20 protein-coding genes and 1 tRNA gene are annotated in these 24,543 nt (G+C 36.2%); 9 read left to right on the top strand and 12 right to left on the bottom strand.

The annotated features are described in order from the left end of the window. Window positions 1–176 precede the first annotated feature (176 nt). From DDF69_RS12595 to DDF69_RS12580, 4 genes are all read right to left on the bottom strand, one after another. Window positions 177–248 (bottom strand) — tRNA-Arg (locus tag DDF69_RS12595). Between the two features lie 69 nt (window positions 249–317). Then, window positions 318–2,081 (bottom strand): TonB-dependent receptor, encoded by a 1,764-nt coding sequence (locus tag DDF69_RS12590; protein ID WP_114821082.1) that lies wholly within the window; start codon window positions 2,079–2,081, stop codon window positions 318–320. Window positions 2,082–2,116: 35 nt separating this feature from the next. Then, the gene (locus tag DDF69_RS12585) at window positions 2,117–2,608 is read right to left on the bottom strand and encodes a hypothetical protein (RefSeq protein ID WP_162800921.1); all 492 of its coding nucleotides are present in this window, start codon (window positions 2,606–2,608) and stop codon (window positions 2,117–2,119) included. A 3-nt stretch (window positions 2,609–2,611) separates the two neighbouring features. Further along, window positions 2,612–5,575, bottom strand: a complete 2,964-nt coding sequence (locus DDF69_RS12580) for a tetratricopeptide repeat protein (RefSeq protein ID WP_114821080.1) — start codon at window positions 5,573–5,575, stop codon at window positions 2,612–2,614. A 257-nt stretch (window positions 5,576–5,832) separates the two neighbouring features. Between DDF69_RS12580 and DDF69_RS12575 the strand changes: the two genes are divergently transcribed. The 3 genes from DDF69_RS12575 (at window position 5,833) to DDF69_RS12565 (ending at window position 10,354) form a co-directional block, all read left to right on the top strand. Continuing rightward, window positions 5,833–8,070, top strand: a complete 2,238-nt coding sequence (locus tag DDF69_RS12575; protein ID WP_114821079.1) for a CocE/NonD family hydrolase — start codon at window positions 5,833–5,835, stop codon at window positions 8,068–8,070. Between the two features lie 104 nt (window positions 8,071–8,174). Then, the gene (locus DDF69_RS12570) at window positions 8,175–9,857 is read left to right on the top strand and encodes an APC family permease (protein WP_114821078.1); all 1,683 of its coding nucleotides are present in this window, start codon (window positions 8,175–8,177) and stop codon (window positions 9,855–9,857) included. Window positions 9,858–10,015: 158 nt separating this feature from the next. Further along, the gene (locus DDF69_RS12565; protein WP_034697086.1) at window positions 10,016–10,354 is read left to right on the top strand and encodes a DUF962 domain-containing protein; all 339 of its coding nucleotides are present in this window, start codon (window positions 10,016–10,018) and stop codon (window positions 10,352–10,354) included. Window positions 10,355–10,991: 637 nt separating this feature from the next. Here the strand turns inward: DDF69_RS12565 and DDF69_RS12560 are convergent. The 3 genes from DDF69_RS12560 to DDF69_RS12550 all read right to left on the bottom strand — a co-directional run bounded on the left by DDF69_RS12560 (window position 10,992) and on the right by DDF69_RS12550 (window position 14,067). Then, window positions 10,992–11,456: a hypothetical protein gene (locus DDF69_RS12560; protein ID WP_114821077.1), complete on the bottom strand. Its 465-nt coding sequence runs from the start codon at window positions 11,454–11,456 to the stop codon at window positions 10,992–10,994. A 26-nt stretch (window positions 11,457–11,482) separates the two neighbouring features. Next, the gene (locus DDF69_RS12555) at window positions 11,483–11,938 is read right to left on the bottom strand and encodes a lipocalin family protein (RefSeq protein WP_114821076.1); all 456 of its coding nucleotides are present in this window, start codon (window positions 11,936–11,938) and stop codon (window positions 11,483–11,485) included. 119 nt (window positions 11,939–12,057) lie between these two features. Continuing rightward, the gene (locus DDF69_RS12550; RefSeq protein WP_373427980.1) at window positions 12,058–14,067 is read right to left on the bottom strand and encodes a hypothetical protein; all 2,010 of its coding nucleotides are present in this window, start codon (window positions 14,065–14,067) and stop codon (window positions 12,058–12,060) included. Window positions 14,068–14,222: 155 nt separating this feature from the next. Between DDF69_RS12550 and DDF69_RS22295 the strand changes: the two genes are divergently transcribed. Beyond that, window positions 14,223–14,837 carry a DUF4377 domain-containing protein gene (locus DDF69_RS22295; RefSeq protein ID WP_228411985.1) on the top strand — a complete coding sequence of 205 codons (615 nt, stop codon included), beginning with the start codon at window positions 14,223–14,225 and terminating at the stop codon, window positions 14,835–14,837. Between the two features lie 139 nt (window positions 14,838–14,976). On the opposite strand, the gene DDF69_RS12535 is transcribed toward DDF69_RS22295, so the two are convergent. Both DDF69_RS12535 and DDF69_RS12530 read right to left on the bottom strand, forming a co-directional pair. Further along, on the bottom strand, window positions 14,977–15,915 hold the full coding sequence (locus DDF69_RS12535) for an SPFH domain-containing protein (protein WP_114821074.1): 939 nt from the start codon (window positions 15,913–15,915) through the stop codon (window positions 14,977–14,979). Between the two features lie 203 nt (window positions 15,916–16,118). Continuing rightward, the gene (locus DDF69_RS12530) at window positions 16,119–17,474 is read right to left on the bottom strand and encodes a deoxyguanosinetriphosphate triphosphohydrolase (RefSeq protein WP_114821137.1); all 1,356 of its coding nucleotides are present in this window, start codon (window positions 17,472–17,474) and stop codon (window positions 16,119–16,121) included. A gap of 198 nt (window positions 17,475–17,672) precedes the next feature. Here DDF69_RS12530 and DDF69_RS12525 point away from each other — a divergent pair, with 198 nt between their 5' ends. Together DDF69_RS12525 and DDF69_RS12520 are read left to right on the top strand one after the other, a co-directional pair. Continuing rightward, the gene (locus DDF69_RS12525) at window positions 17,673–18,302 is read left to right on the top strand and encodes a class I SAM-dependent methyltransferase (RefSeq protein ID WP_114821073.1); all 630 of its coding nucleotides are present in this window, start codon (window positions 17,673–17,675) and stop codon (window positions 18,300–18,302) included. Window positions 18,303–18,319: 17 nt separating this feature from the next. Next, a complete protein-coding gene (locus DDF69_RS12520) occupies window positions 18,320–19,126 on the top strand; it encodes a DNA-formamidopyrimidine glycosylase family protein (protein ID WP_228411984.1) in 807 nt (268 codons plus the stop codon). Window positions 19,127–19,335: 209 nt separating this feature from the next. On the opposite strand, the gene DDF69_RS12515 is transcribed toward DDF69_RS12520, so the two are convergent. Together DDF69_RS12515 and DDF69_RS12510 are read right to left on the bottom strand one after the other, a co-directional pair. Next, window positions 19,336–20,058 carry a LytR/AlgR family response regulator transcription factor gene (locus DDF69_RS12515; RefSeq protein WP_114821071.1) on the bottom strand — a complete coding sequence of 241 codons (723 nt, stop codon included), beginning with the start codon at window positions 20,056–20,058 and terminating at the stop codon, window positions 19,336–19,338. After that, the gene (locus tag DDF69_RS12510; protein ID WP_114821070.1) at window positions 20,058–21,134 is read right to left on the bottom strand and encodes a sensor histidine kinase; all 1,077 of its coding nucleotides are present in this window, start codon (window positions 21,132–21,134) and stop codon (window positions 20,058–20,060) included. Before DDF69_RS12510 ends, DDF69_RS12515 begins: the two co-directional genes overlap by 1 nt. A gap of 191 nt (window positions 21,135–21,325) precedes the next feature. On the opposite strand from DDF69_RS12510, the gene DDF69_RS12505 reads away from it, so the two are divergent. The 3 genes from DDF69_RS12505 to DDF69_RS12495 all read left to right on the top strand — a co-directional run bounded on the left by DDF69_RS12505 (window position 21,326) and on the right by DDF69_RS12495 (window position 23,643). Continuing rightward, window positions 21,326–21,754, top strand: a complete 429-nt coding sequence (locus DDF69_RS12505; protein WP_114821069.1) for a hypothetical protein — start codon at window positions 21,326–21,328, stop codon at window positions 21,752–21,754. A gap of 7 nt (window positions 21,755–21,761) precedes the next feature. Continuing rightward, complete coding sequence (locus tag DDF69_RS12500; protein ID WP_114821068.1) at window positions 21,762–22,733, top strand: hypothetical protein; 972 nt, start codon at window positions 21,762–21,764, stop codon at window positions 22,731–22,733. 253 nt (window positions 22,734–22,986) lie between these two features. Next, a complete protein-coding gene (locus DDF69_RS12495; RefSeq protein ID WP_114821067.1) occupies window positions 22,987–23,643 on the top strand; it encodes a glycosyltransferase family 32 protein in 657 nt (218 codons plus the stop codon). On the opposite strand, the gene DDF69_RS12490 is transcribed toward DDF69_RS12495, so the two are convergent. Next, complete coding sequence (locus DDF69_RS12490; RefSeq protein WP_114821066.1) at window positions 23,640–23,975, bottom strand: DMT family transporter; 336 nt, start codon at window positions 23,973–23,975, stop codon at window positions 23,640–23,642. The genes DDF69_RS12495 and DDF69_RS12490 overlap by 4 nt on opposite strands. Window positions 23,976–24,543: the final 568 nt, after the last annotated feature.

The raw sequence follows: 24,543 nt of genomic DNA, 5'->3' as shown, positions 1-24,543 counted from the left end.
CTCTTAATGATCGTAGATTACAAGCCTATTGTGGCACTTTCAGCCTGCTTATTTCAAACAGACTCAATCTTTTACGTTTAAAATATCGAACACAAAACATCAAATTTTAAAAATCTGATAAAGAGATATTTATGAATAAAAAAAAGAGACAACTAATAAATAGTTGTCTCCTTAAGTGACCGCAGAAGGATTCGAACCCTCACTGTCGGAGCCGAAATCCGAAGTTCTATCCATTAAACTATGCAGCCGTATTCATAAGTAATGAATGATAAGTAATGAGTAATACCTGATTACTTATCATCATTGCCTTTTAGGTTTTAGAAAGTAATCTTCACACCTCCCAGAATCTGTGCACCCAGGACTTTATATCCTTTGTATGTCTGGTACTTTGAGCTCAGAAGATTATTTCCGAGTGCGAAAATACTGAAATTTTTGTGAATTTTATACTCTGCGGAAAGATTTAAATCAGCATAACCGCCAACTTTATCATTCGTATTCTCCGTAGACTGGAAGATTACATTCGGAGCCCCTACACCTTCAATAGCGTAAGAGTTTGTTGTTCTGTCACTTGCAAAGATCCCTTTGAATCCTAACAATAACTTCTTGTCAAGCATCGTATATTTTGCTCCGATGCTCGCATTGAATAAAGGAACGTTATAAATATTATCGTAGTTCTTAAGATCATACTTGGTAAACCTTAATTCTCCATCTATAATAAGATTGGCCAATGGGAAATACTGTATACTCCCTTTAATGTCGCTTACATTTCCATCATCATAAACGGCAGAGAATGTATTGGCAAAATTATAGGCAGAACGGTTTACAGACGTGTTATCGAAAAGACCATTCGCCTTAAAGAACATAATGTCTCTCATCTTTCCATAACCTGCAGAGAAGTCGTATTTCAGCGTTTCATCAATATCTCCTCTCAATCCTACATAAAAATGATATTTCGTCTCTGTTGGCTTTAAAAACTGGTCAGAAAGGATGAATGGATTGGTCTGTAACATATCACCATAAGTGTTCAGTTTCAAACCTCCGTCTACCCCTCCGTAGAATTTAAATTCATTGGCTGCTGCAAACTGAAACTCTGCCTGCGGGAACCAGTAAGTTTTATTATTTTTTTGCTGCTCCAGCTGGTCATTGGAATTTTTAGCATTCAGGAAAGAGAATGAAGATCCTAACATCAAATAAGAATCTCCTTTTCTGAATGTAACTTTCGGAGACAGACTGGTATTGAAGAAATTGGAAGAGTTTTTATCTCTGATGGCAAAATCGGTCTTCACCGCATCAATACCTACTCCCAGATCAGCGTTCAGGTTGATTCCTGATTTTCCTAATTCAACAGCATGTTTGGAGAAATTGGCAAGGATGGAAACCTGGTTTTCCGAAGCATCAAAATGATCTTTCAGGAATGATGATTTTACCCTTACATCATTTAAGATTTCATTGGAATAAAAATCATAGTAACCGTTTACCTTAAACTGATTTACTTTTTGTTTCAGATCAAGCTCTCCCGTAGGCTGCATGGCATAGATTCCATAATAATTATAGCTGTCTAAACCATACTCAGCATTAAGGTTGAACTTCCCTTTTTCTCCGTAAGAATTTAAGAAAGCTCCGATATTAGCTGAAGTCTGCCCGGATTTCCAGTCGTAATCTTTTTTAAGACCATTCGTAGACAAAACATGAACATCTGCTCCTACTTCAAGCTTGTTTTGAAGGGTTTTTGAAATGTTTCCGTCTACCAGAACTTTCCCGTAATTACCCATTCCGAACTGGAAATAGTTATTCTGTGCCGTTCCATCAAATTTCGGGGCCACATCTTCTCCCTGAATGGTTGACGTTTTGAAGTCAGAAACAGCCGGAACATCCGTGATGGTATACTTCACAGGAGTCTGCGATTTCTCCTCCGGCGGATAGTTTTTGATGGTTTCCACAGAAGTTTTCTTCTTCTCGATCTTCTTCACTTCCGGCTCTCTCTTTTTATTAAGAACCAGTTTTTCCTCCTTGATCTGGGAAAACGCCACCGACGAGAACCCTAAAAATAATATGGATAATAATTGAATTTTCTTGTTCATATTTTCTTTATTTGAAAAAAATATATAACGGGCTTTTATTTATTGGAAGCCATATAACTGCCTAATAAAGCTTTCCCCGACTGTTTTGAAAAAGTTCTTCCCAGTCTGAATATATTAAACAGCCAAAGGCTTTGATAAACTTGTAATTTGTATTGATAATTTTTTGTTTCACTGTTCTCTGCTACATCATAGCTGTAAGAAATATCATACGGAAATCCTGAAGGCAATAATCCCACGGTAAGCATACTTCCAATCATTGGGTTTCCGCAGGGAGGAGTACGGGTCGTCATCGGATGCAGTATTATCTTTGCTGCATCGGTACTGTCTTCTACAATTTCATAAATATTGGAGTGTTTTAAAATTTTAAATTCTTTCTCAAGATCCTTATTCACCACAAAAACTTTTTGCTTTTTGAAATCTGCTTTTGCATGGTTATATTCCTTTGGATATGCACTGTACGAAGGAATGCAGCTCCAGAGAGAAGCAGAAATTAAAAAAGAATATATGGCCATCTTAAACACCTTCATTTCCTACTTCTTAATCTGCTTTTTAACTTCTTTGGCTTCCGCTACGATCTCAGGGAAATCTTTGTAGTTCGCAATGATCTGATCACAGGTATAACTTGCCTGATAGTTGTCTTTCAGACCGATATAGTTTTTCGCCATCAATACCAGGGCTTTTGCACCCCAGAATTCTTCCGAAGCATAGTTGTTGGCAAGTTTAAAGATCGTTTCATTGGAAGACTTGAAAGCTTTTCCTTTGTTCTGATAATACGCTTTAGCATATAAAGCCTCTGCAGCAACCGAAGTATTGGATGATTTTTCAAGAGAAACATAAGCCGCCTGTGCCTCTTTATCTTTTCCTGAGTTCATCAGACTTCTTGCTTTAATCACTTTCGCCGTTTCAATAACCGCTGCTGAGTTTTTAGAATTGGCAATGACTGCATTGGCTAATTTTTCCGCTTCAGAGAAATTGTTTTCTTCTGCATACAGTTTCATCAGCTCCACATTTGCATAGTTTTTAATGCTGATGTTGGAAGAGTTTTTAATGCCCTCAAGGTACTTTTTAGCTTCCGCAGTATTCCCCTGTGCAAGGAAGATCTGAGCTAAACGAGTTTGTGCATCATCCTGGTAATCATTCTGAATTCCAGCCACTTCCTGAAGTACAAGTAAAGCTTTGGTTGAATTATTAGTCTGGTAATAACTTTCTCCTAATTCGTACTTAGCCTGGTACAATCCTTCCCCTGTCGGATTCTGTGTCAGATACTTTTCGTAGTAAGAAATGGCGTTCTTATAATCTTTCTTCGCGAATAACTGCTTCCCTGTAGATAAGTTGATCTCATCAATTTCAGCAGCATCTACATTTACCCCAATATTTCTAGCGAAAGTTTCATAACCTGAAACGTCTCCGTTTTTCGTAAAGATTGGTTTTGCAGCCTGAACTACTTTCTGAGCATAAGCCGTATTTTTATACTGCTCACCGAGATATTTCAATTCAGAAAGTGCTTTATCATTCTGATTCTGGTCGATATAATTCTGCGCCCTGTAGATAGAAGCATTCGCAATTAAATCCTTATCAGAAGATCCTTTAATTACTTTTCCGAAATAATCGTTGGAGTTCGCAAAATCATCCTGAGCTGCGTAAGCCGTTCCAATTTCGTATTGAGCATCATCATAATATTCGGAATCCGGATATTTTGATAAAAGGTTTTTAAGGTTGTTAATCTTCGCCTGTGTATCTCCCTTGAATCCTAAAGCCATCGCTTTTTGGTACAAAGTATAATCCGTAGCATCTTCGTTTTTATCATAGATGGCAATCGCTTCGTTCAGATCATTGTTGGCATAATGGATATCTGCAAGACGAAGTTCTGCATCATTTTTAAACTCCGGTTTCGGATTGATAAGATATTGTTTGAAGTACGTTGCTGCCTGATCAAATTTCTTGGATTTAAAATAAGCATATCCTAAATCATAAGGCAACTGCTGTTTTTCAGGGAAGTTTTCAGTAAGAAGCTTTTCGTAACGTACAATGGCAGAAGGATAATTTCCTTTCTGGTAATATACCTGTGCCAGCCAGTACAAAGCTCTGCTGTTGAATTCTTTATTGATATTAAAACCAAGACTTCTTAAGAAATATTTCTCCGCTTCATCATAATTTCCTTTGTTGAATTCTTCAGTCCCTAGTAAATAAGAAACTTCCTGATCTACTTTGTTGATCTCAGGGGTTGAACTCTGCAATCTGTCAATCGCATTCAGCGTTTCTTTATAGTTTCCGGAATACAGATAAGATTTCACCAATAATGACCTCATTTCTGTGGCATTGGCTCCGTTCTGATTTTCGTTGATATAACTTTGGATGACCGCCGAAGGACTTTCAAACGGGTTACCGATATCGTAACTTAATTTAGCGTACTGCTCATGAGCCAGCTTTTTCACTTTTGCATCATAATCCATCTGATAAGAAGAACGGAATGCAGAAAGAGCCTCCTGTTTTTTATCTACAGCCAGATAAGCATTTCCTAACTGGTAGTAAGCATTTTGTGCCAAAGCAGAATTGCTGTTCAGAAGCTGGTTGTAATAAGAAACCGCTTCATCATATTTTTTAAGCTGTGCGGCTACAAATCCCATCTCATACAAATCGTTTTCAGATGGATTCTGCTGTACACTCAGATAATCTTTTAAATGCGGGTAGGCAGAAGTATAATCATTCTTCATGAAATAACTCTCCCCGATGATCTTATGAACTTCTGCTTTATAAGAATCTGAAATATTTTCATTTAGCAAAGCATTTCCTTCGGTAATAGCCTGATCATAGTTCTTATCGTTGTAATACATCTGTACATAATAAGGACGTACCAGTTTGGAGAATTTATCCTGATCTTTTATCGAATCAAAATACTGGAAAGCTTTATCATTCTGTCTGTTGCTGTAATATAAATGCCCCAGCATATACGCGATATCTCCTTTTTGAGACTGATCTGCAGTTTTATAAGCTTCTTCCAGGGCATCAGTAGCTCCTTTGGAATCACCCGTCATAAACTTTGCGTACCCCAGTTTCAGAATATACTGGGTATTTTCCTCTTTCGAAAGCTGATACTGGTTTACTTTTTTCAAAGTCTCCAGCGCTTTGTCGAAATCCTTTTTTGCCAAATAGTAATCTGCCAGCGGAAGATTAGCCTGCGCAAAATAAGCAGAATTAGGATATTCTTTGATGAAAGCCGTTAACCCTTCTTCAGCATGATTTTTCTGAAGAATCACACCGATTACATTATCAAAAAACTGCGCAGCTTCTTTTTTCGAACGCGACAAATTCTGATTATAGAAGTATTGTCTTGCATATTCGTATTGGGAAGCGTTGTATATTTTGGTCTGATAAAGATTTTCGGCTAGATTGAACCTGTAATTTTCTTTCTGGGTAAAATATTGAGACTGTTGAGCATCGGTGATTCCGAAATAAATTACAGCAGCCGCTAAAAGTATTTTTTTTGATTTCATTCTTCTTGATATAAGAAAATTAGTCTAAATAAGTTAACGAAAATATTAAAAACTTATTGTTTAAGCAAGTTTTAACAGATTTAATGGTCGAAAATAACAATTTAATAACAATGAAAATTTTCTCACTGTACAATGATAAAATTTACTACTTTCGTCTGATAAAATGTAAACAGTTTTAATAAACAGTTATCAAAAACACATTTTAATTTGATACTTTTTCAACAGCAGCTAAAAACATACCATAAACACACCAATCCATGAAATTTAAGATACTTTTAGCATTAATTTTTGTAAACCTCCTGCAGGCACAAAAATTTTATTTTCCAAAGACAGCTGTAAATGACTCCGTTATACTGGAAAAGCAGATGCCGGGACTTGCACAGCAAGTGATTCCTCTCCTTGAGTCTGCAAAGTATAAACCTGAAAATACGGTTGATCTTATGGATAATCTTTTCCGCGTGCAGCTGGTGGCTCAGGATTATAAAAATTCATTGGCCTCCCTTTTCGAAAACCGTAATCTCTTTGCAGACCATAATATGGGAGGGTACAGAAATATAGGATTTGAACTGTACAGTCTGGCTAAACTGGCACAAAAAGAAACTAATACCTCTTTTTCAGCCTCTCTTCAGAAAGTATTTAATCAAAAATACGAAAGCCTTCCGGAAAAACTGATTCCAAGACTGGAACTCGCTCTTAATGGAGATGTGGACGCATCCAGAAAACTATTGAAGAACCTGCTTGATAAACAAAAAAATAAGGACAGCATCGATTACAAAACAGCGCTGGCTTTATGTAAAAGTTATCTGAACTATAAAACCTACTCCAGCATCAAACCTCAGGTCATGCAGCAGCTTGCTTCGAAAGACAAGGAAAGATTCATTATTGAAACGAAAGATCTTAAGATCAATGGAAATACCTTATCAATCACAATTGTTCGCAGAAAGGAAAACACATCCCCACTTCCTGTTATTTTAACCAATAATATCTATGCAGGTCCCATTGATGGTTTCTTTGGAAAGAGAGCCGCTACATACAATTACGTAGGGGTTGTTGTGAATACCAGAGGCAAGAGAAACAGCAATGATGTGAACAATCCTTTTGAGCATGAATCGCAAGATATTTATGAAGTGATAGACTGGGTCAGCAAACAGCCCTGGTGCAATGGGAAAGTAGGAATGATCGGAGGAAGTTATTTAGGTTTCAGCCAGTGGGCAGCCGTAAAAAAATTGCATCCGGCATTGAAGACGATTGTTCCTCAGGTTGCAGTAGGCATCGGGATTGATTATCCGGCACAGAACAATATCTTTATGAGCTATATGCTGCAGTGGATCCAGTATGTTACCAATAATAAGTTTACCGATGAAGCAGATTTTACCAATGCTGTAAAATGGGATTCTATTTTTACAAAATGGTATAAAAGCGGGGAATCATTCAGGTCGTTAGATAAAATAAGCGGAAAGCCAAGTAAAATATTTCAACGATGGCTGGATCACCCGGGATATGATGAATACTGGCAGAAAATGGTTCCTTACAAAAAGGATTTTTCTAAAATCAATATTCCTGTTCTGACAACAACCGGATATTATGACGATGATCAGATTGGTGCGCTGTATTATTTTAAACAGCATCATCTGTACAATAAAAATGCAGATCATTATCTGGTCATAGGCCCTTATAATCATGGAGGAGCACAAAGTTTCGGATTTACTTACGTGAATGGAAACCCTATTGATCCTTTGGCGAGAATAAGTATTGATGATCTTGCTTTCTCATGGTTTGACTATATTCTTAAAGGCGGTAAAAAACCAGAAATTTTAAAAGACAGAATCAATTTTCAGGTGATGAACACCAATACATGGAAGCATGTAGCCGATCTTGATAAAATGCATAATTCTTCTTTGAAATTCTACCTTCAGGACAAAAAAAATACATCTTCCGTATTTAATAAGCCTGAAACCAAAAATTTCACAACACAAATTGTTGATCTTAAAAACAGAGACCAGAAAGACACTTATTACAAAGTCAGTAAAAAAGACAGCATAAAAATGACAAATTCTGTCGCTTTTGAAAGTGAAGTTCTTGACAAGTATATCATCATGAGCGGAAACCTTTCCGGAGTCTTCAATGTTTCCATCAATAAAAGAGATTTTGATACGGATACTTATCTGTACCAGATTTCTCCGGATGGAAAATCCTATTTACTATCAACTCACATTGTGAGAGCCAGCTATGCGAAGAACAATGAAAAACGACAGCTTCTTGAACCCAATACAATGGAACAGATTCCGATTAACAATTCTTATTTTATGAGTAAAAAGATTGAAAAAGGAAGCAAACTCCTGTTATTGGTTGGAGTGAATAAAAATCCTAACTGGCAGATCAATTATGGTTCCGGTAAAGATGTAAGTGATGAAACAGTAAAGGATTCCGGTGAGCCCATGGAGATAAAATGGTACAATGACAGCTATGTGGAAATTCCTGTTTATAAAGACTAAAGATTTTTGTTTGAGCATTTTTACCCAAATGTTTTTAACAACTGTTAACATCAAAATAAAAAATCATTACATTTGCTTTTTTTCAAATCAAATATAGTTATTGAATGAGTCAACTTTTTAGAAGAAAAATCTATTCAGATACAGATACTTCAACGGGACTTTTAAGAGTCCTAGGTGTATGGGACATTGTATTTTTTGGTATTGCGGCTATTATAGGAGCAGGGAGTTTCAGTAGTTTGGGAGAAGCCGTTTTCAGAGGGGGCCCCGGCGTTATTCTACTATATTTGATCTGCGGTTTTGCCTGTGGGTTTACCGCTTTATGCTACGCTGAATTTGCCAGCAGAATTCCTACTGCAGGTTCTGCTTACACCTATGCCTATGCCAGTTTCGGTGAGCTTATTGCCTGGGTAATCGGATGGGCTCTGATCATGGAATATTCTTTTGGGAATATTTACGTTGCCTTTTCCTGGTCGGATTATTTCACCAGTTTCCTGGGACGTCTGGGAATGCATATTCCTGATTATCTGACCTGCAGCTATACAGAAGCGAGAAAAGCCGTTCAATATGGTTCAGAAAACAAAGAACTTTTAAATGCGTGGAAAACCGCTCCATTGATTGGAAGTTTGAAATTTATTGTAGATATTCCGGCATTGGTGATCAATGGCTTAATTACATGGCTTTGCTATGTAGGAGTAAAAGAAAGTAAAAACTTCAACAACTCTTTGGTTATCCTAAAGCTTGGAGTTATTTTACTGGTTATCCTGGTTGGTTTCTCCTATATCAATACTGAAAACTGGGCTCCGGTAAGTCCTGCAACGGGAACTCCATCCTTCATGCCAAATGGGTTTGCAGGAGTAATGAGTGCGGTATCAGGAGTATTCTTCGCCTATATCGGGTTTGATGCTTTAAGTGTACTTTCTGAAGAAACTAAAGATCCGCAGAAGACCTTACCAAAAGGAATGATTATATCTCTTGTATTATGTACAGTGATCTATATCGCATTAACGCTTGTATTGACCGGAATGGTGGATTACAAGAAATTTGACGGCGTGGGAGATCCGCTTTCCTTTATATTTGAAAAAACCAATGCTAATGTAGCCTGGATGGAACTTGTAGTTTCTTTCGTTGCGATTGTTGCTATTACTACCGTATTATTGGTTTTCCAGATGGGACAGCCGAGAATCTGGTATGCCATGAGCCGTGACGGACTAATGCCTGCAAGATTTCAAAAAATACATCCAAAGTATAAAACACCTTCATACGCAACTATTGTTACGGGAATTGTGGTAGGTATTCCTATCTTGTTTACAGATAAAACTTTCATCCTTGATTTTACAAGTATCGGGACTATTTTCGCATTTGTATTGGTGTGTGCGGGAGTTCTTCTTCTTCCTGCCAAAGAGAAAATTAAAGGCAGATTCCACCTTCCTTATGTGAATGGTAAAATCATTTTCCCTGTTATTTTCATTGGTGGTTTGCTGGCTTTCTACAAATGGCAGCCGGAGTTTTTTGATAACCTGATGAACTGGTCAGATCCTAATGAAGGAGAATTCAGAGCATCTATTTTCTTCTTTATTATCATCAATCTGATTCTATGTGTCGTAGCTTTTATTAAGAATTTATCATTAATTCCATTGATCGGATTAAGCTCATGTCTTTATCTTCTTACAGGAATGAGCCATGAAAACTGGTTCTGGTTCGGAATGTGGTTTCTGATCGGTATGGTCATTTATTTCTGCTATGGATACAAAAACAGTAAGCTTGGAAAAGAATTGAAAGACAGCTAAATAAGCACTTAATAAAATTGCGGAAAGGCAGAATAGCAAAGAGGTTAATCCCTATGGAGAGACTGATGGGCTATTCTGCCTTTTGCTTTTTTAGGGCTCTTTCAAAAATCGGCAGCATTATTGCTTTAACTTCAATATGATCAATAAACTAAATCACCATGGCTGAAAGAATCAAAACATACAGAGAGTTTTACCAGTTTTACCTTACTGAGCACAGTAAAACTGGCACCCGCATATTTCATTTTATTGGAACATTCCTTGTATTTTTCGTGATATGGTATGTCATCAGTTCCGGAAAAGAACGATTTCTATGGTATATTCCAATTGTAGGCTATGGATTTGCCTGGTTCAGTCATGCCGTGATTGAGAAGAATAAACCGGCTACGTTTAAATATCCTTTATGGTCTCTGATTTCGGATTTCAGACTGTTTTTTGAACTTTTGATCGGTAAACAGAAATTCTTTACCTCCAATAATCAGCCGCAGAAACAGGAATAACTTTAGAACCTTTTTGTTCTTCTTGGTTTTGGAAAATGTAAAGGCGCAAGAACATTTTGACTTTGCTCAATGTGAGATTTTCAATAAATAACGTTTTTATTTTTTCTCGCAGATTGTGGAGATTTCGCAGATTTTTCACTATCATCTGCTTAATTTGCTCAATCTGCGAGAGAATTTTAAAGTTTAGATTCCTTGCTTTGCCCGGAATGACAAAAATGCGGGTGAACACATTCAATAAATAGTACTTGCAGAAAGGTGAAGTTTTTTCACAGTAATCTGCTTAATTTGCCTAATCTGCGAGAGAATTTTAAAGGTTAGATTCCTTGCTTTGCCCGGAATGACAAAAATGCTGGTGAACTCATTCAATAAATAGTACTTGCAGAAAGGTGAAGTTTTTTCACAGTAATCTGCTTAATTTGCCTAATCTGCGAGAGAATTTTAAAGTTTAGATTCCTTGCTTTGCCCGGAATGACAAAAATGCTGGTGAAATGTCCATGTCATTTTTAGAGAAGTACAATTTTATCGGAGATAAAATCTTTGCGCCTTAAAAACGTAAAGTCTGTAAAATCTTTAGCGCCTTCGCGTTTTCCAATCTTTACTTTTTGATTCAGATTGCTTCACCTTCGGTTCGCAATGACTATGTGTCTGTAGAATTCTGTTTATTGTGATGAAGCTTCTTCCCTATCAGATATCCCAATGAAGGCAGAATAAACGACAATACCACCGGAATTATCAATGCAAGACCTGATCCGTCAAGAACAAGTGTTAACGGAAAAAGATATCCATTATAAACAATAAGTGCCAATGAAAAAAGAACACTGTCACTATTACTGGTAGAAAGGATGTTGAAATCACTTCCAAACTGATCAAACAAACCGGAACAGACAAATAAAAATAAATTCACAAAAAATACCCACAGAACCGTTCGGTAGATCATTCCTTTTTTTGCATTCAGGTATCCTGCAAACACCAGAAAGAGGGATAGGATTCCGGTAACCATATAATCAAGGCTGGACATTGCCACCTCACTTCCTGTTCTTCCCAGGAAATACAGGACATATAATACGATATTCAGGAGATAGATTACGGTTACATAATTCATACGTCAAAATGCTTAATTACAGACAATCAATATTGCTTTTCAAGGATATCATAGTGAACAGTGTTTGCTATTTTCTCAGCAAAAGCATCGCCATTCACTTTTTTCTGTTCAGAAATATAACTTGAAAAAGTGATGGTTTTATCTTTATTCAAGGTTACTTCTACCTCTTCCAGAATGCTTTGATCATCCACATAAAACTGGATTCTGTTTTCAACAATCCTCCAAAAAGAAAGTCTTGGTTCTGAAGCACTGCAATCACCTGACTTCCCTTCTACATAATTGTAAATGGCAAAGCCATCTTCCCTGATGGCATAATTTCTCATCAGACGGCAGTTATCAAACTGTTTTATTACTTTCTTCTGATCTTCGTAGAACCCGGCTTCCTTCAGTTTCCAGAATCCTGTAACATTTTCTTTGGTTAATTTTTGCGCACTGACCAGAGAAACGGTCATAAAAGAAGCAAGAAAAAATATCTTGTACATCAATGGATTTGTGTTTTTTTTACTTTAAACGAATATAATGAGACTAAGGAGTTTCGGCGGGCGGCGAAGCCGCCCGCCGAAACTTTAAACCTTAAACTTTAAACTTTGAATTCAAAGCTCTATTTAAACTTCTTCTTAAAACTGAATTTAAGCATATTCATAAGCCCTGGTTCAATGATATCAATTCCCAGTCCGAAATTGCTGTCGGCAACGGTATGATGATCTGTCCTGAACTGTTCAAACTCACTTTGCGGAATTTCAAGATTGATCAGAGGATTGTATTCAATAGACACACTTGCCCCGTTTTTGTGTACTTTTTTTCGGCTTTTATAATCAAAATACGGATTGGCAATAGTACTTTCCTGAACTGTATATTTTTCTTCAGTATCAATTTTCTGATCCGTATGCAGATTGATTTCATATTTTTCGCTGTCGAAATTATGCCAGAACGGTAAATCTTTGTGAATGAAATCTCTTGCACTCGCCTTTACTACATTCCGATCGAAGTACATCAGGAAACGGTTTTTCTGTGGATCTACAAAATAAGGATTCTCAATAGTTGCGGTATACTGGATCTTTACTTCATTCAGTCTCTTATCATCACTTACTACATCAATAGCAGCATCTTTGAATACATTTCGGACATCTGTACCGTTACGGTCACCTGAATAATTGAGTGCATAGAAGAGGAAGCTGTTCCAGCTGTCTATGATTTCTCTTTTATTGGTACTTTTAAAATACCTTCTCATAGCATTGGCTCTGTTTCCTTTGTAAGTCGTAGACAAAGTAAGTTTTCCGGTATTGCCATGTGCTGTTAAATCAACTTTTTCATTAATGCAGAAATAAGGGAATTTATAAGATTTTCTAACCTGAAGTTCCTGATCTTTTTTCACTTCCAGATAATGCATAAAATAGATAAATCCTCTGTTTTCAATCAATCCGAATTCATCACGGATCGTAGCATCAATGAAGTATTCTTCATCTTTGTAATTCACTTTTACGACGACATGATTGAAACTTAACAGTGATGGCAGATAGTATTTAATATAATAATCCGTATTAAAATTCACGAGCACTACAGATGCATCTACTCCTATATAATCCAGGATCACTTTCAATAAAACCGACTTCGCTTTACAATCTCCCTGTTTATTTTCATAGGTTACCGATGGCTCCTGTGGCTTATGACCATTCATTTCATCTGCATTGAATACATAATAGATATGATTTTGTACATATTCTATGGCAAACTGCAGTTTTTCATCCTGATCAGTAATAGCATCCAGTTTTTCAACCAGGTTTGGCGCAAAATCCTGTAAAGAAGATTTGTTAAAAATCTCCTCATAAAATGGAACAATATAGTTGGAAAGATCTTTCCAGTTGCTTTCTGTAGCAAAATCCACATAAGGAAAAATTTCACGTCCTGAGTCTACAGGATTGATATAATTCTCTTCTTCAATCACAAACCTTTCTCCTTTTTTCAGGTGATTAATTTCCGGTTCAAGAACATGGCCCTCCTGATCTCTGAAAAATGTTTTTTTGTAAGCAATAATCTGTTCACGCTCATTGATAAACGTGAATTTAAAACTTCCATAAGCCCAATAGTTATCCGGACTTACCCAGACATATTTTGAGAACTCCTTTCTCAGAAAATCGCGGTCTGTAAATTCTTTGATTCTTGAATCTTCTAAGATCAGAACATCATACAATCTTAAATCTTTGATGGTAATATTAATCTTTTTATTACTGCTCAAGACGCCTCCACTGCTCTGGTTTTCACTGTCTAGGACTTTGATTTTCGTATCCGGAATTTTATCGATTAAAACCCCATCCCTCAACACACTGATCCTGTGAATCTGATAGACTTCATTTTCCTCCACAATCACATCAGAAACAGAAGCTCTTTCCAGGTTTCCAGGTTCGTTCAGAGTATATGCCATGCAGACATACTCACTGTTTTCAGTGTTGCTGGTATAGTATTTTTTGTCTAAAAAATAGCAGTAATCACGACCTTCATCAATTTGTCTTCTGGCAAATTCGGAGTCTTTGATTCGGTTTTTTATTTCCTCATCCCCGATATTTCCTGCCCACATTTCAGGTTTTTGAATCCTGTAATTTTCAACTTGCATTTGATTATCCATATTGATTATAAGAATTATATTTTGGTTAGTGTTTAAGAAATTCAAATTAAATGATTAAAAAAGTAAAAAACAATAGCAGAAGTACTACAAATTCGGGATTTTTTTCGGCATGGTAATTGCGAGGTATGGGGAAAATCAAGTTTATGAAAAGTATAGCAACAATTCTAAAAGGGGCAGCACCCGCATTAGCATTATTCGCAATGACGCAATGTACAACCACAGCCAACGCATCCTCAGGTGATGAAAAAACATTCATCGTAGGACCACAAACAGCAGATTGTACAGGAGTAGCTCCTATGAAATGTCTGCAGGTAAAAGAAAACGCTTCCGGAAACTGGACGAATTTCTACAGCAATATCGAAGGATTTACTTATGAACCGGGATATGAATATGTTTTAAAAGTAAAAACAGAAAAAATTGAAAATCCGCCAGCTGACGGATCTTCCATAAAATACACTTTGGTAAAGCAGGTTTCTAAAACGAAAAAAGCAGAACTGGCAGCCAATGAAAAAACCATTATCGTAGGACCACAAACCGTAGAATGTTCTGCCGGAGCCGGCCGTATGCAATGCATGCAGGTAAAAGAAAGTGCTTCTGAAAACTGGACAAATTTCTACAGCCATATTGAAGGGTTCACTTACGAGCCGGGTTACGAATATGTTTTAAAAGTAAAAACAGAAAAAATCGAGAATCCTCCGGCAGATGCTTCTTCCATCAAATATACATTGGTAGAACAGGTTTCTAAAACGAAGAAATAATAAAAAACCGCTTCTGAATTTTCAGAAGCGGTTTTTTATTTTGTAGGAAGAACGAAGGCTGAAGTCTGAAGTTATAGTTAACAATCTTGGAAAGTCAGTCAGTCATCCATCTGTTTCAGGTTATTTCTTCCACTTTATCTTAAAATCCTGCTTCTTTTTGTGGTGGATCAGGATATTTTCCTTTCGTAGCCTCTCCTACTGTGTTGGCTGTTGTCATCGCTACTACAAGATCGTTCAGCATTCCGCTGGCTGCAGTGGGTGAATTGGGAAGAAGTACAAGATTACTTCTGTTGCTGGCCCCCACTGAGTGTAAAGTATCATAATGCTGTGTCACCACAATCAACGCTGATGCTTCATGAGAATTGATATCCACATTATTCAGCATTCTTACAGATTCTTCAAGTCCTTTGGCAATTTCTCTTCTCTGATCGGCAATTCCCTGCCCTTGTAATTTCTTGGATTCTGCTTCTGCTTTTGCCACCGCAACAATTCTGATTCTTTGTGCTTCAGATTCGTATTCAGCCGCTGTTTTTTCTCTTTCTGCTGCATTGATTCTGTTCATGGCATGTTTTACCTGCTCATCCGGATCAATATCGGTTACCAATGCTTTGATAATATCATAACCATAACTGTTCATGGCTTCCTGAAGCTCGCTTTTCACTGCAACGGCCACATCATCTTTTCTTACAAAAACATCATCCAGTTTCAGTTTTGGAACTTCTGCTCTTACGACATCAAAAACAAAAGAAGTAATTTGATTTTCAGGATTTTCCAAACGATAATAAGCATCTCCCACCTGACTTCTGATCACCTGATACTGAACAGAAATTTTCATTTTGATGAAAACATTGTCCAATGTTTTGGTGTCAATCATGACATCCAGCTGCTGAATTCTCAGATTAAGCCTTTTGGCAATCTGATCTATGATCGGCAGCTTCAGATGAAGACCGGAATGCTTTACCGCACGGAACTTCCCGAAGCGTTCTATAATCGCTGCTGTTTCCTGCTTGACTACAAAAAACGAAGCGAATAAAATAATAAGCCCAAAGAAAATAACGGGCGCAAAATATATACTCATAGTTTTAATTTTTATTAATATGTCGTCACAAATCCTGTTTTGTTAAAAGCATTTTTTGCAGTGTTTGTTTAAATATAAGAAAAATAAAATTAGAGTTAAAGTACAAATTTCAGCGGAAAAGCCGCTTTTAAACCCAAAAAAAGCCTCCACTTTAATGAAATCATTAATAGAAGAGGCCTGTGAATTATTACAATAAATAGGATCTACACCGTCATTCCGATGTCTATCCCTTTTATTTTCCTGTACAAATCGGTAGCGTAATTATCCGTCATTCCTGAAACGAAATCAATCACCCCAAGAACTTTCTGATAATCGGTTCCGTCATTATAAATAAATTGCTTTGGAATGAGTTTCAAAGCTTTTTCATCATAGGATTTTCTGTTGTCTTTAGACTTCAGAATGGAAGGAATAAAATGATCCAGCAATTCATACATTACGTTGTAACCTGCATTCTCAATTTCAACGACGGCTTTATGATTGTAGATTTTTTCTACTGAGAAACTCTCAATATCCTGGAGCGCTTTATTTTCCTTTTTATAAATATCAAGTAATCCATTGCTAAGATTTCCTTCAAGAATTGTTTCAAAGTTATGCTTATACATCTCAATCGATTTGTTGATTAATGCATTGATCACTTTTGCTCTTAAATAGGAAATCTGTTCATTTTCATTGGAGATAGAGCTTAGCTTTGTCTCAATTCTCTGAACATCATCCGTTTCCGATTTTACAAGCTCGAAAAACAGGTTTTTACAGTCTGCTGTGGAAACAATTCCCAATCTGTGGGCATCTTCCATATCAATGATGTTGTAACAGATATCGTCAGCCGCCTCTACCAGCCATACAAATGGGTGTCTTTTGAAAATATGAGGTTCCTCACTTTCGGAAATAAGCTGGGTTCCTTTGGCTATTTCCAGGAAAATATCTTTTTCATTCTGGAAAAAACCGAATTTCTTTCTGTGAATGATTCCTTTTTTCTTTGCAACCGCTTCACACGGATATTTTGCAATACTTGCCAGTGTAGAGAATGTCAACTGAATACCACCAGCATCTTTCCCTTGTTGCTGTTGTGCCAATACTCTGATGGCGTTTGCATTTCCTTCAAAATTAACCAGATCTGCCCACTCCTTTTCATTGAACTTTGATTTCAGATCTTTTTCATTCCTTTCAAAATAGCTGGCAATGGCATCTTCTCCGGAATGTCCGAATGCAGGATTTCCCACATCATGGCACAAACACGCTGCCGCAATTACATTTCCTAAATTATAGAGATAAAAATTCTTTGAATCTTCAGTGAGTTCATTTTTAAAATCTTCAGCAATAAATTCACCGATAATACTTCCTAAACTTCTTCCTACGGATGATACTTCCAGAGAATGGGTAAGTCTGTTATGTACAAAAACACTTCCCGGAAGAGGAAAAACCTGCGTTTTATTCTGCAGTCTTCTGAAGGCAGAAGAGAAGATTATTCTATCGAAATCCCTTTGAAAATCAGTTCGTGAAGCTTTGGTCTGTGGATTGTTTCCTGTACGTTGATTGGTGAAAATCTGGTTTAAATTCATCATTTTTCAAAATTACTCCAAATTTTAATTGTACGGAATAGTATTTAGATTTTTATTAAAGAGATCTTTCATTCAAAAAATCTATTATAGTAAACGTTTTTTAGGGATCGGAAAGCTTGAATAAATATTTTACATTTGATACAAACAATACAGTTGAAGAATCCCTCTAATTCTTCTTTCAAATTTTAAATTATAACTATGACAGACAACACATGGCTCAACAGATGGGACGAAAGGTACAGCAGCGAAGAATTTGCGTATGGAACAGAACCCAACAATTATCTTAGAGAACAATTATCACAATTAACTCCCGGTAAAATACTTTTCCCCGCAGAAGGTGAAGGCCGAAATGCGGTTTTTGCAGCAACACAAGGATGGAAGGTTTCTGCTTTTGATATCAGTGCAAACGGAAGAGATAAAGCGTTACAGCTTGCAGAGAAACAACAAATTACTATTGATTATCAGGTGGGAGAACTTTCCGCTTTGGATTATCAGAAAGAACAGTTTGATGCTATTGCGCTTATCTACGCTCATTTTCCGGGTGCGATCAAATCTTCTATTCATCAGATGTTAAATCAATATCTCCGTAAAGGTGGTTTTATTATTATCGAAGCTTTCAGTAAAAATCATCTTGAATATATTGCAAAAAACGAAAAGGTAGGCGGTCCAAAGGACATTGAATCCTTATTTTCTATTGAAGAAATCAAAGCTGATTTTCCGGATTATGATATTATTGAATTAGCAGAAACAGAAATTGAGCTCAGTGAGGGACTATTCCATAATGGGAAAGGTTCGGTCATTCGTTTTGTGGGACAAAAACTGGTCTAAAAATATTTTAAACAGGTTTGTTTTGGGATAAAAATCAGATTTTATGCAGCTATGGAATATTATTTGAATCTTTATCTCAAAACAAACGTATGCCTGAAGGTCCATCCATCATATTAATGAAAGAAAACCTGCAGCCATTTGCAAGGCAGCAAGTAACAGAAGTTTCAGGGAATGCCCAATTTGAGAAAGATTCTTTTATTGGCCAAACCCTTCTTGAAATCCGCACTTTTGGAAAACAGACTTACCTCGTTTTTGAAAAGGCAGCTATCAGAATTCACTTATTAATGTTCGGTTCTTACAGTGTTGATGAGCAGACCAAACCGGACAAAAGTTTACGTTTGGCCTTGTTTTTCTCTACCGGAAGCATCTATTTTTATACCTGTTCCGTAAAATCTGTACCTCTTGAATATCTTTCCACCATTGATTGGGAAGCCGATATAATGAGCGAACAATGGAATCCCAAAAAAGCCGAAGAAAAATTAAAATCCAATCCGAAAATGATGGTTTGTGATGCATTGATGAATCAGGATATTTTTTCAGGTGTAGGCAATATTATTAAGAATGAGGTTCTTTTCAGAATTGGTGTGCAGCCTGAAAGTTTACTGGGTAATCTTCCTGCTAAAAAAAGAAAAGAGCTTATTGCTGAAGCCAGAAACTACAGTTTTGATTTTCTGAAATGGAAAAGAGAATTTGTTTTGAAAAAACATTGGCTGGTCCATACAAAATCTGTGTGCCCAATTTGTGGACAAAAATTGGTTAAAAAACAAACGGGCGTGGGAAAAAGAAGAAGTTTTTATTGTGAAAAGGATCAGAAGCTTTATTGAATAAACCGCTATTCTTATGTTTTGGCTGAAGCCGTTGATTGTTTTTATTTATTTAACGGGCTAAAGCCCGTTGCTATTGAATCATAATATTGTATTTTGTCCCACGGATTACACAGATTTTCACAGATTTTTATATCACTTGAATGATATCTACTATTACTCTTTATTCATTGCTCATTGCTCATTACTCATTACTCATTACTCATGAATCAATCTGAATTCAGAAGTCCTCCGGCAAATTTTGTAAAGAACTCGGCTCTGTATACTTCTCCAAGAGGAATCTCGGAGTCTTCAATATATATATTATGATTGTCAAATGAATCTATATAATTCATATTCACCACGTAGGACTTGCTGACTCTGATAAAGGTTTCCCCTGAAATCTTCTGATGAATGGTTTTTAAATTCATTGCCGTGATGAGCTTTTGCTGCTTTGTATGAATAACCACATAATCTTTGAGCCCTTCAATAAATTTAATATCAGAAAAACTGATTTTATAGAATCTTCGTTCTGCTTTGATGAATAAAAAGTCTGCCGTATTAGATTCCACGGTATTTTTAACGGTATCTTTAGATAAAAGCTCTGTATAAAGTACCGCTTTATCAATTGCTTTTTTCAGCCTTTGGGGATCAATAGGTTTCAGAAGATAGTCTACGGCTTCCAGTTCATAGCTTTTCAATGCATATTGAGAATAAGCAGTGGTAAAGATAATCAGGGATTTTTTCGGAAGCATTTCTGCAAATTCGAGACCTGTTACCATAGGCATTTCTATATCGAGGAAAATAAGATCTACGTCATGATCTTTAAGAAACTCAAGGGCAGACGGAGCATTGGAAAATTCGCCCAGGACATCCATAGTAGAAATTTCAGCGATCAGCGATCTCATTTCGGCTCTTGCCAGCGGTTCATCATCAACAATAATACAATTCATCACACAGGAATTTTTAAATTTACAACATATTCTTTATCACCGGATTCTATCTTCAGATCAAAGGTATCACCGTAAAGAAGTTCCAGTCTTCTGGTAATATTAGCAAGCCCCAACCCGCTATTTTTACGGTCCGAAACTACATAACCTGCATTCCGTGAATTCACACACCGGAAATAAAGCTGTTTATTCTCCATATTGATTTCTATTTCTACATAGGTTTCTCCTCCACTGAGATCTACACTATGTTTCACGGCATTTTCAACGAAAGTCGTATACAGATTCGGAGGAATAAAAGTGCTGCTCATTATTCTTTTCTCCATATTGATCTGAATATCAAAAGAGAAATTGTCACGCCTTATTTTTTCCAGGTTTAAAAAATTGGACAAAAAATCAATTTCCGAAGTCAGTAGTGTTTTTTCTTCACTGTTTTCATACAGCTGATATCTGAGAAATTCGGACAGCTTTACAATTACCACTGAAGCTTTTGCCGGATCAGTTCTGATGAGCGCTTTTACATTATTCAGCATATTAAACAGAAAATGCGGATTGATCTGGTTTCTCAGTTCATTCAATTCCATATTCAGGGTAAGATTGCTCAGTTCATTGATCCTTTTATTATCACTGATCCATTTCTGTAAAAGCTTTATGGTAGTAGTCGTGAGGATTATCGGAATGCACATCAAAACACCCTCATAAATACCTCCTCTTTCATTATCTTTCGGAATGTATTGTGTTCTGAAATCCTGAAAGAGATGCCTGAAACTATAGCCGATGAAATTAAGTCCCACAACTCCCATAAGAACCAGCAGTACAAGATAAGTGATGTATTTTGTTTTAAAGAAAAACCGCGGAACCAGCACATATATATTAATGTATACCATTGCAATCAGAATCGTATATACAAAAAACAGAACATAGTACTGATAAATTCCGGAATACCAATGCCAGAACCTTGCGCTGTACATTAAAAAGAAAAAAAAGATCAGAAACAGCAAGTGTCTCCGGAGCCCGTACTTCGCCTCCACCAAAAAATCCATTACAAAGGTTTCTTCAAATTTCCACGGACTGTATTTCATGCGACTGGCTCATTTTATTGATAACAAAAATACTCAATAACGGAAATTACAACTATTTTATTATACAAAACCTGTATTTTATTATACCAATTATCATGCTTGGGGATTTTGTATAAAATACCAGCCATTTTGTATAAAAACAAATTTACACCCTTCTTTTCTCTATTCCTTTGTACCGTAAAATGACACATATGGAATTAACAGTTTTTCACGAACTCACTCAGGAAATATCCCTGGAATGCTTTTTTATGACAGAATCTCAACAGGAAGAAAAAGTAATACAGCTTATTGATCTGCATCATTTTGTAGAATGTTTCGATTCGGAAATGAAAATTCTCAGCTATCTCCACCATTCTATTAATATTGTAGAACATGAAGGAGAGAAAAAAGGAATTCTGTTTTGTGACCTTAAACATTCTGCTGTGCCAGACAGCAATGCCTCTGAAGAGTTTAGAAGAAGATACGGACTCTCGGAACTCTGGTTTGTTTTTGTAGAGGAAACCTTTGTTCAGGATACTGCGTGCTATACGGATGCCATTATTGAAAACAGTCTGGATATCTTCTATGACAGGATTTTTACCTTCAGCTTTTTCCAATCTATTATTCAGCCATTAAAATAAACTACCCATGAAAACATTGAGAAGAGTACTTGTTCCCCTGGCAATACTTCCTTTTAAAAATATTATTTATACTCAGAAAAAGGACAGTATTCCATTGAAAGTCCGTGCATTCTTTGCAGATAAAATCCCGCAGTCACGGAACTTCAATCTTGAATATACTCTGGTAGGTCCATCGTCTTTTTCTTCACAGTTACAAGGCCAGGATCTGCCGGATAATAAGGTTAAAAGTTTTCAGCAAATGAAGGCAGATGCCAATATTTATTTTATTAAGAACAGAAGCTGGCTTTTGAGTACTGCATTGAGCTACCGTTATACTTCGATCAGGAACGAAAATCCTGTCATCCCAGGAATTCAGAATGAAGAAAACTTTCATTATCATTCCGAAGCTATTAATTTAAGCTACTTTTCAAGATTATTTAATAAGACCGCAGTATATTCCGCCAGTATTTCTACAGATGGAAGTGAACAGCATTTTGAACGAATCAGAGGATTAGTAACTGCTTCATTAATTTTAAAGGCAACTCCAAAAACAAAAATGAGTCTCGGACTGGCTGGTATTATTGACCCCAGTTCTCAAATTCCCGTGCTCCCTGTTTTTACCTATGAGAACAGATTCAATAACGGATGGGTACTGGACATCCTTCTTCCGAAAAAAGTACTGGTAAGAAAAGCTATTTTTTCCAGCGGCAGGATTTCTCTGGGAACGGAAATGGATAACACTTCATTTTATACTTACCATAATGATAACACTTATGAATTCCGGCAGGTTGCCATCAATTCAGGAGCTATTTATGAGCATAATCTTGGCGGAAATTTCATTGGTACTTTCAAAACAGGAATCAGAGCTAATATCAATTCGAGAGCATTTAATAAGCAGGATTCTTTTAATGATTACCTATGGAAAGCAACTTATAAACCTTCACTCTATTTCAATATTGGAATTTCTTATAACCCTTTTGAAAGACCGAGAACAAAATAAATTCAAGAGACAATCAATCTCTATAATATCGAACCTTATTCTTGAAGTTCCTCGCCCGGAAGATTAAAAAAAAATTAAAATTTTTCTCCACACTATTTAACAATTCATCTAAAACAGAATCAAAACTCCAGCTCAGCATAAGCTATTTCAAAGATAGATCTCTCTCTATTTCATGAAAAACCTTATTACTGTTACACGTCACAGGTGAAAAATGATTTCGGCTTCTATATAAGAATATAATTAAAAAAAGAAAATGGCAGTACCCAAACAAATATTTCAGACTTTCATAACTAAAAAACTTCCTTTGATTACAAGGTATCACATCTGGAATATGAAAAGGAAAAATCCGGGATACCGCTATTTTTTCTATGATGATCAGGATATTGAGAAATTTATTGCTGAAGAATTTCCTCCTGAATACATTAACAGTTACCGCAAGCTGACTATTGGAGCAGCAAAAGCAGATTTCTTCAGATATGCCATTTTATATAAAAAAGGGGGAATATACCTGGATATAGACAGCAGCACTATCAAACCTTTTGAAAAACTCATCAGTGAAGATGATGAAGCGGTGATCAGTGTAGAAAGACACGAAAATCTGTATGTTCAATGGGCTCTTATTTTCAATAAAAACCATCCTTTTCTAAAGAAAACATTAGAATTGATGATTGATAATATAGACACCCACCGTTATCCTCATAATATTCATGCTACTACTGGTCCTACCGTATTCAGTAAAGGAATAAGGGAATCATTAAAGGAAAATCCAACCATTCCGTTTACATTATTTAACGGTATTGAGTTCCGCGGATATTTAAAGTTCAAATATAAACTGGGAAAATTCTTTTTATACAAAACAAGATCTCAACACTGGAAACAGAAGCAGAAGCATCAGGAAATTATTTTTTAGTGAGTTCCCATTTTTGAGAATACATTGATAATAATCACACCAATCACAATCAAGGCAATCCCAATAATGGCAGGCAGATCTGGAACCTGTTTAAATGCTATTACTCCAATCATCGTTATAAAAATAATTCCTACTCCGGACCAGATGGCGTAGGTAATTCCTACAGGAATATGACGCAGGGTAAGACTCAGAAAATAAAAAGCACACGCATATCCAATCACCGTCACTACCGATGGCCATAGTTTAGAAAATTCCTCAGATTTCTTCAGAAAAGTCGTGGCGATAATCTCAAATATGATTGCCAAGGCGAGAAATATATAACTGCGTCCCATAAATTCATTCTTTCTGCAAAAGTAGTAAAAGCCTCCGGGGAATTCAAAAATAGAATTCTCTCACCCCTCTCTATTCGCGGGATAAGAAATGTTTATCTCATCCATGAAAGGTCTGCTCTTTGGAAACTTCAATAATTTTCACAGGAGTCTAAATACCGTTAAGTATCTTATTTTCAAAGCCATTCATTTTCATAGTGTGATCTGAAATAATCGGACAGCAGACAACATTTATTTTCATTTCTTGCATACAATAATATTTCTCTATGACATGAAATGTGACAACTGACAAAAATTCAGTGTAAAAATTAGCGCTAAAAATAAATTTTATTAACATAAAAATCTATTTAAAGTAACAAATTAAAGTTCAAGAATCACACTTTACCACAATATTATGCTAAGCATTATTTATTATTTGTTTTATCAACTCCAATATAGAAGTCAATAAACGGTTAACACATTCACATGATTTTACAGATAGAATAATAAAAGTATTAATAAATTTCAAATAATACATTAATTTATTGTAAACAAAAATTCACTAATACATGAACGCCAATCACCGTAATAC

This window comes from Chryseobacterium sp. KLBC 52 (genome assembly GCF_003347605.1).
Classification (GTDB): domain Bacteria; phylum Bacteroidota; class Bacteroidia; order Flavobacteriales; family Weeksellaceae; genus Chryseobacterium.
Note: the sequence above shows the minus strand (reverse complement) of the source record. Positions and strands in the feature narration are given on the sequence as shown.

Bases quoted from the DNA above. Each gene is read 5' to 3' on its own strand.
- DDF69_RS12590 (WP_114821082.1), bottom strand. From the start codon at position 2,081: ATGAACAAGAAAATTCAATTATTATCCATATTATTTTTAGGGTTCTCG.
- DDF69_RS12585 (WP_162800921.1), bottom strand. From the start codon at position 2,608: ATGAAGGTGTTTAAGATGGCCATATATTCTTTTTTAATTTCTGCTTCT.
- DDF69_RS12580 (WP_114821080.1), bottom strand. From the start codon at position 5,575: ATGAAATCAAAAAAAATACTTTTAGCGGCTGCTGTAATTTATTTCGGA.
- DDF69_RS12575 (WP_114821079.1), top strand. From the start codon at position 5,833: ATGAAATTTAAGATACTTTTAGCATTAATTTTTGTAAACCTCCTGCAG.
- DDF69_RS12570 (WP_114821078.1), top strand. From the start codon at position 8,175: ATGAGTCAACTTTTTAGAAGAAAAATCTATTCAGATACAGATACTTCA.
- DDF69_RS12565 (WP_034697086.1), top strand. From the start codon at position 10,016: ATGGCTGAAAGAATCAAAACATACAGAGAGTTTTACCAGTTTTACCTT.
- DDF69_RS12560 (WP_114821077.1), bottom strand. From the start codon at position 11,456: ATGAATTATGTAACCGTAATCTATCTCCTGAATATCGTATTATATGTC.
- DDF69_RS12555 (WP_114821076.1), bottom strand. From the start codon at position 11,938: ATGTACAAGATATTTTTTCTTGCTTCTTTTATGACCGTTTCTCTGGTC.
- DDF69_RS12550 (WP_373427980.1), bottom strand. From the start codon at position 14,067: ATGCAAGTTGAAAATTACAGGATTCAAAAACCTGAAATGTGGGCAGGA.
- DDF69_RS22295 (WP_228411985.1), top strand. From the start codon at position 14,223: ATGAAAAGTATAGCAACAATTCTAAAAGGGGCAGCACCCGCATTAGCA.
- DDF69_RS12535 (WP_114821074.1), bottom strand. From the start codon at position 15,915: ATGAGTATATATTTTGCGCCCGTTATTTTCTTTGGGCTTATTATTTTA.
- DDF69_RS12530 (WP_114821137.1), bottom strand. From the start codon at position 17,474: ATGAATTTAAACCAGATTTTCACCAATCAACGTACAGGAAACAATCCA.
- DDF69_RS12525 (WP_114821073.1), top strand. From the start codon at position 17,673: ATGACAGACAACACATGGCTCAACAGATGGGACGAAAGGTACAGCAGC.
- DDF69_RS12515 (WP_114821071.1), bottom strand. From the start codon at position 20,058: ATGAATTGTATTATTGTTGATGATGAACCGCTGGCAAGAGCCGAAATG.
- DDF69_RS12510 (WP_114821070.1), bottom strand. From the start codon at position 21,134: ATGAAATACAGTCCGTGGAAATTTGAAGAAACCTTTGTAATGGATTTT.
- DDF69_RS12505 (WP_114821069.1), top strand. From the start codon at position 21,326: ATGGAATTAACAGTTTTTCACGAACTCACTCAGGAAATATCCCTGGAA.
- DDF69_RS12500 (WP_114821068.1), top strand. From the start codon at position 21,762: ATGAAAACATTGAGAAGAGTACTTGTTCCCCTGGCAATACTTCCTTTT.
- DDF69_RS12495 (WP_114821067.1), top strand. From the start codon at position 22,987: ATGGCAGTACCCAAACAAATATTTCAGACTTTCATAACTAAAAAACTT.
- DDF69_RS12490 (WP_114821066.1), bottom strand. From the start codon at position 23,975: ATGGGACGCAGTTATATATTTCTCGCCTTGGCAATCATATTTGAGATT.